The sequence below is a fragment of the Paracraurococcus lichenis genome, assembly GCF_030657435.1.
Classification (GTDB): domain Bacteria; phylum Pseudomonadota; class Alphaproteobacteria; order Acetobacterales; family Acetobacteraceae; genus Paracraurococcus; species Paracraurococcus lichenis.
In genome coordinates this window covers 1-6,635 of sequence record NZ_JAUTWS010000160.1, presented here as the reverse complement: position 1 = coordinate 6,635, position 6,635 = coordinate 1, and the positions used below count along the sequence as shown (strand labels likewise).

The 6,635-nt window shown below is 70.3% G+C and carries 6 protein-coding genes; all 6 read left to right on the top strand.

What is annotated here, in order from left to right:
* The first annotated feature begins 309 nt into the window (after window positions 1-309).
* Window positions 310-1,902, top strand: a complete 1,593-nt coding sequence (locus Q7A36_RS37605) for an ABC transporter substrate-binding protein (RefSeq protein ID WP_305108920.1) — start codon at window positions 310-312, stop codon at window positions 1,900-1,902.
* Between the two features lie 4 nt (window positions 1,903-1,906).
* Window positions 1,907-2,962, top strand: a complete 1,056-nt coding sequence (locus Q7A36_RS37600; RefSeq protein ID WP_305108919.1) for an ABC transporter permease — start codon at window positions 1,907-1,909, stop codon at window positions 2,960-2,962.
* A 4-nt stretch (window positions 2,963-2,966) separates the two neighbouring features.
* Window positions 2,967-3,806, top strand: coding sequence for an ABC transporter permease (locus Q7A36_RS37595; RefSeq protein WP_305108918.1), 840 nt, complete (start codon window positions 2,967-2,969; stop codon window positions 3,804-3,806).
* On the top strand, window positions 3,803-5,461 hold the full coding sequence (locus tag Q7A36_RS37590; RefSeq protein WP_305108917.1) for an ATP-binding cassette domain-containing protein: 1,659 nt from the start codon (window positions 3,803-3,805) through the stop codon (window positions 5,459-5,461). Before Q7A36_RS37595 ends, Q7A36_RS37590 begins: the two co-directional genes overlap by 4 nt.
* Window positions 5,458-6,399: an NAD-dependent epimerase/dehydratase family protein gene (locus Q7A36_RS37585; protein ID WP_305108916.1), complete on the top strand. Its 942-nt coding sequence runs from the start codon at window positions 5,458-5,460 to the stop codon at window positions 6,397-6,399. The genes Q7A36_RS37590 and Q7A36_RS37585 overlap by 4 nt, the downstream gene beginning before the upstream one ends.
* Window positions 6,299-6,635 (top strand): SDR family NAD(P)-dependent oxidoreductase (locus Q7A36_RS37580; protein WP_305108915.1); only part of this gene is annotated, 337 nt, incomplete at its 3' end. The genes Q7A36_RS37585 and Q7A36_RS37580, both read left to right, overlap by 101 nt.

Genomic DNA, 6,635 nt, shown 5'->3' with positions numbered 1-6,635 from the left:
ACCGCGTTCGGTCGCGGACCCGCAGTTCTGCGCCAGTTCCCCCCCCCAAGACCAAACGACTCGTGCAACAATGTCGCGTGGCGTCGCCGTGCTTGCCCCGTCGGTTGGCGGCAGCGCAGCCACCATCCGTGCGTATACGGATCATGCCCAAGTTTGGGACGGTATTACGCCCGACTGCCCAAGGGCTGGGCGGAAGAGTCCGGCTCTCACTGAATTCGACGGCAGTCGGCGGCCGCCGGCCCTTATGCCGCTTGACGGTCCTCGATAGCCTCCCTCATCGCGAAAAGCCCGCACTGGGAGCATCAAGGAATGATGGTACAGCGTCGGCACATCCTGGCCGCCCCGGCACTCCTCCTGCCCGCCACCGCTGGCGGCCCGGCGGGCGCACAGTCCCGCGCGGCAACCCTCGTGGTCGCGGGCCCCCGCGTGCCCGAGTCCCTCGACCAGGAGTACCCACCGACGGAGGCGGGGCACGAGGCTCGCCGGAACATCTTCGAGCGCCTGCTGCGGTATGCCCCGAAGACCCAGGACGGCGTGCAGGCCGAGAACTTCGACGTCCTGGAGGGAGCTCTCGCCGAGAACTGGGACCTCGCCCCGGACGGCAGGTCGATCACCTTCCGCCTCCGGCCCGGCGTGAAGAGCTTCGCCGGGAACACGCTGAGCGCCGACGACGTGATGTGGACCTTCGAGCGCGGCTGGAACCTGAAGGCGACCTTCCACTGGTACATGACTCAGGTGCTGAAGATCACCTCCTTCGAAGACGCCTTCAGGAAGCTCGACGACATGACCGTGCGGGTGAGCCTGCCCTCGGCCTCCCCGCTCCTGGCCCGGCTCTGGGTCAACAACGATCTCGGTATCATCGATTCGGCGGAGGCCAAGAAGCGGGCGACTGCCGAGGATCCCTGGGCGTCCCGCTTCCTCGCCACCAGTTCGGCGTCGTTCGCGCCCTACCACGTCACGGAGTTCGTACCCGGCCAGCGGGTCGTCTACCAGGCCAACATGGCCTACTACCGCGGCGCGCCGAGGCTCGAGCGCGTCATCTTCCAGGAGATGCCGACCTCCGCGAACCGCCTCGCCGCGCTCCAGGCCGGGTCGGTCGACGTTGCCGAGTGGCTGCTGCCGCGCGAGCTCGCGCTGCTGCAGAGCTCGCCGACGACCAAGGTCTGGACCGTCTTCGGCAATTACATCCACCGGCTGGAGATGAACAATACGCTCAAGCCGTTCGACGACGCGCGCGTGCGCCGTGCGCTCAACCACCTGGTCCCGCGGGACGCGATGGCCCGCAGCATATACTTCAACACCGCCCGGCCGACCCGCAGCCCGATCTCGGAGATCTACCCCGGCTGGACGGGTGACTACTTCGCCTTCGACACCAGCGTCGAGAAGGCGAAGGCGCTGCTGAACGAGGCCGGCTACCCCGACGGCTTTCAGACCGAGATCGGCTACCGCGCCGACGACCAGCTTGAGGAGGAGATGGCGGTCGCGCTCCGCACCGCCTTCGGCAGGGCTGGCGTGCAGGCCCAGCTCTCAAAGATGCCGTCCTCGACCCTGGTCGAGCGCTACACCAAGGGCCAGATGCCCATGTACTTTTTCCGCGACATGGCGATCGTCCCGGACGCCGCCTACGTCGCGAACCTCTGGCTCAACAGCAAGTCCATCGTGAACTACGCGCGGTTCAAGGTCGACGAGGTCGACAACCTCATCAACGCAGGGCTGACTTCCGTAGACGAGCCGAGGCGCCTCGCGGACTCCCGCCGTGTCCAGCAGATCACCATGGAGCAGGCACCCTGGGTCTTCCTGTTCAACCCCGGTTACCAGCTCGCCACGCGCGCCAACGTCAAGGGCTTCTCCTGGTACACGCCGAACGGCAATAGCTGGTACGACTTCTACAAGGAGGGCTGACCGCTTGATCAGCGTTGCCAGCGGGGCGGCCCGGGCGTGGCGGCGGGCGCCCCGCCCGCTGCAGATCGTCTCGGCCCGCGCCGCGATGCTGGTGCCGCAGCTCTTCGCCGTGACCCTGGTCACCTTCGTGATGGTCCGCCTCCTTCCGGGCGATCCCGCGCTCCTGCTGCTCGGGAACATGGCGACGCCGGAGGCCATTGCGTCGCTGCGGTCAAGGCTTGGACTCGACCGCAGCGTCTGGGAGCAGTTCCTGCTCTACCTCGGGCGCGTCGCCCACGGCGACCTGGGCACGTCGATCTTCACCTCCCAGCCCGTGGTCGCCGACTTGGCGCAGCGCGCCCCGGCGACGCTCGAGCTCATCACCTACGCGATGCTGGCGACGATCCTAATCGCCGTGCCCGTGGCGCTGGCCTCGGCGGTCCGCTCCGGCGGCGCCGCCGACCGCGCGAGCAAGGTCTACGGCCTGGTCGCCGGGGCGCTGCCGGACTTCTGGGTGGCGCTGCTGCTGATCTATCTGCTCTTCCACCTCGCGGGGGTGGCCGCCCCGCCCTTCGGCCGCATTGACAACTTCGTGCCGCCGCCGCCCAGGGTAACCGGCTTCTACACCGTCGACAGCCTGCTCAGCGGCGATACCGAGGCGTTCCTCTCTGCCGCGGGCCGTCTCGTCCTGCCCGTGGCGACCATCGCACTGGTCAATGCGGGGGCGCTGATGAAACTGACCCGCGCCGTGTTCGAGGAGGCGTGGCGCAGCGACTACGCGATGCACGCTCGCGCGTCCGGCCTCCCCGAGCGGATCATCGTGCGGATTGCCTTCCGCAACAGCCTGCCGCCGCTCATCACCCTGGTCGGCTTCATGACCGGCTTCCTGCTCGGTGCCGCCGTGCTGGTCGAGACCATCTTCGCGTGGGGCGGGCTCGGGCAGTATGCCGTCCAGGCGGTCGTTAACAGCGACTACCCCGCGCTGCAGGGCTTCGTGCTTGTCGCGGCCGCCTTCGTGCTCACCGTCTACACGGCCGTCGACGTGCTTTACGAAATCGTAGATCCCCGGATCGAGGTCTAGCGCCGTGTCACGGCTCCGCACTTTCCTGTCGAGTCCGGCGGGGCTCCTGGGCTTCGGGCTGCTGCTGGTGCAACTCGCCGCGGTGGCCTTCGCCCCGGTGCTCGCACCGTACCCGCCGACCGAGGCCGACCCGCTCAGCTCGCTGCAGCCGCCTTCCCCGGAGCACTGGCTTGGGACGGACGTCTCCGGCATGGACATCCTCTCCCGGATCGTCTTCGCCACCCGCATAAACCTGCTCATCGGCCTGACCAGCGTCGGCGCCGCATTCGTGGCGGGGGTGGCGATCGGTGTCCTGGTCGGCTTCTACCGTGGTTTCTGGGCCGGGCTGGCGATGCGGGCGCTCGACTTCCTCCAGGCATTCCCGGTGTTCGTCCTCGGTATGGCGCTGGTCGCGGTGATGGGCCAGGAAATCTGGAATGTCGCCATCGTCCTCGCGGTGCTGTTCATCCCGATGTTCGCCCGCCAGGTTCGGGGCGAGGTGCTGTCGCTGCGCGACAGACCCTTCGTCCGCGCGGCCCGCTGCTCCGGCGCCGGCGACATCAGCATCATGTTCCACCACATCCTGCCGAACGCGGTAACGCCGGTCCTCGTCCAGGTCTCGATCAGCATCGGCATGGCCATCCTGCTCACGGCCGGCCTGTCCTTCATCGGTGCCGGGGTCCGCATGCCGACCCCGGAATGGGGGCTCATGGTGGCGAACGGGGCCCAGCAGATGATCCTCGGCATCTGGTGGATCTCGCTGTTCCCCGGCCTCGCCATCATGCTCTCCGTCCTGTCCTTCGCCCTGCTCGGCGATGCCGCGCGCCGCGTCATGGCGCCGTCCGCCGGGGCGATGGGCCGGTGACCGCCCCGGCGATCCTCGCGGCGCGGGATCTCTCGGTCGACTTCCCGGAGGGCCAGGGGCGCCGGGCGGTCCTGCACGACGTCAACATCGAGCTGCGCCGCCGGGAGGTGCTGGGCATCGTCGGCGAAACCGGCGCCGGCAAGTCGGTGCTGGCACGGGCGCTGATGGACCTCGTGCCCGGAGGCGGCCGCATATCCGGAGGACGGGTGGAGTTCGACGGCACCTCCCTCGCCGAGCTGGACGACACGGCGAAGCGGGCGCTCAGGGGCGGGCGCATCGCCCTGATCGGCACCAGCGCCAAGTCCCTCCTCGACCCGGTCGAGCGGGTCGGGACCCAGATCGCCAGGGTCCTGCGGGCCCATCGCCGGTGCAGCCGGGCCGAGGCGGAGCGCGCCGCGGTGGGGCTCCTTGGCGATGTCGGCATCGTCGATCCGGAGGGACGGGCGAGGGCCTATCCCCACGAGCTCTCCGGCGGCATGGCGCAGCGGGTCGTCATCGCCATGGCGCTGGTCGCCGGGCCTGAGGTGGTCCTGGCCGACGACGCGACGCTAGGGCTCGACGCCACCGTCCAGGTCCAGGTCCTGGACCTGCTGGTGGACCGCGTCAGGAAGGCCGGGGCCTCGGCCATGCTCATCACTCACGACCTCGGCGTCGTTGCGCGCTACTGCGACCGGGTCGCCGTGCTGCGGGACGGCCGGGTGGTCGAGACGCAGCCCGTCGGCCGCTTCATGGCCGCCGCGGCCGATCCCTACAGCCGGGAGCTGCTGGCCACGGCGCGGGCGCGGCCCACCCCCAACATCGTCCACCGGGACGGCAACGGGAGCGTGCGCGGGCGGCCCCTGCTGGAGGTCCAGGACCTACGGAAGCTCTTCCCGCTGCCCGGCGGCGACAAGGTGGTCAGGGCAGTGGATGGGGTCTCGTTCTCGGTTGCGCGCGGGGAGACCCTGGCGCTGGTCGGCGAGAGCGGCTCGGGCAAGACGACCGTCGGGCAGTGCATCCTGCGCCTGCTGCCGGCGACCGCCGGGCAGATCCGCTTCGACGGGCGCGAGCTCCTGGCCTTGCGGGAGCGCGACTTCCGCCCGCTGCGCGCGCGCATCCAGATGGTGTTCCAGGAGCCCTATCTGGCGCTCAACCCGCGCTGGACCGCGCTGGACCTCGTCGCCGAGCCGCTCGGGCTGCTCGGCCCGGCGAGCCGCCGCGAGCGCGCGCTCAAGGTGCACGAGCTCCTGGAGATGGTGGGCCTGCCCCCTGAGGCGGCCAGTGCCTATCCGCACGAGCTGACCGCGGGGGAGCAGAAGCGGATCGGTATCGCCCGCGCGCTTGCCACCTCGCCGGACCTCGTTGTCTTCGACGAGCCTACCACCGCGCTCGACGTCCGCGTCCGCGCGCAGGTCATCGACCTCGTCCGTGACATCCAGGCACGCACCGGGATGTCCGCGCTGTTCATTACGCACGACCTGAACTCCGTCCGCTCGCTGGCACACTCGGTCATCGTCATGCGGCACGGGAAGATCGTGGAGGCTGGCGAGACCGAGGCGGTGTTCGCGCGCCCGGCGCACCCATACACGGCCGCCCTGCTCGCCGCGGAGCTGCCGGTCGAGGGCCAGGCGGACGGTGCGGGGGCGCTGGCGGCTGCGGTGGGAGGGAACGCATGAGCGAGGGCAGGGTACTCGTCACCGGCGCGGCGGGGCTGATCGGCAACGCCGTCTGCGCGCTGCTGGCGGCCCGCGGCCGCAGGGTCGTCGCGGTGGACCGGGCGCCCGCACCGGGCTGCCCGGAGGGGCTTGCCGCCGTTGATGTGACCGACGTGCATGGCCTCTACGCCGCGGTCGGAGACCTGCCGCTGGATGGCGTCGTCCATTGCGGCGCCTATTCTGGCCCGATGGTCGCGCGGGACACCCCGCACGACATGTTCAGGGTCAACGTCGCGGGCACCGCGAATGTCCTGGAGCTTGCCCGGGTGAGGGGTGCCCGGCGGTTCGTCTTCTGCTCCTCCACCAGCGCCTACGGCCCGACCGGGCCGGGTCCGGTGACCGAGGACCGTCCGCTCGTCTCGGGGACGCTGTACGGTGCCAGCAAGGCCGCGGGCGAGGCGCTCGTGCGCGGCTACGCACGGCAGTTTGCTCCCGATGGCGCCTCCCTCCGCCTCTGCTGGGTCTACGGGCCTCGCCGGACCACTGACTGCATCATCCGGACCATGATCACCGACGCGCAGGCAGGCCGCCCGACCAGGGTGCCCTTCGGGCGCGGGTTCCCCCGCCAATTCATCCATGTGGAGGATGCGGCGCGCGCGCTGGTCACGGCCCTTGACGCGCCGGGGCCCCTCGGCGGGCAGGCATTCAACGTGACCGGCGGCGCCTTCCTGACGCTCGACCAGGTCGCCGCGGCCGCCCGCGAGGTGCTGCCGGAGGCAGACATCGAGCTCGCGGAAGGTCCCGACCCTGTCGACGACCTCCAGCAGCGCTTCGACACCTCTGCCGTGGAGCGCGTCCTTGGGTTCCGGCCGGGGATCCCGCTGGATCAGGGGATCCGGTCCTACGCCGCCTGGCTCGCCTCCGGCGCCCAGGCAGCCATTCAGGGGAGACAGCCATGAGTGGCAAGCTGGGAGGCCGCCGCGCCCTGGTCACGGGGGCAGCCGTGGCATCGGCGCAGCCATCACCGAACTCTTCGCGCGCGAGGGAGCCGCGGTCGCGGTCTGCCAGCATCCCGACAACAGCCCCGATGCGTTCCTCGCACGGATCTCGGCGCGGGGGCTCACGGTCCATGCGGCGGGCTGCGACGTCGCCGACGAGGACTCCGTTGGGCGCCTGGCGGACTGGGCGGTCGACA

What these genes read in the sequence shown, in the direction of transcription:
- Q7A36_RS37605 (WP_305108920.1), top strand. Translation starts at nt 310, where the DNA reads ATGATGGTACAGCGTCGGCACATCCTGGCCGCCCCGGCACTCCTCCTG.
- Q7A36_RS37585 (WP_305108916.1), top strand. Translation starts at nt 5,458, where the DNA reads ATGAGCGAGGGCAGGGTACTCGTCACCGGCGCGGCGGGGCTGATCGGC.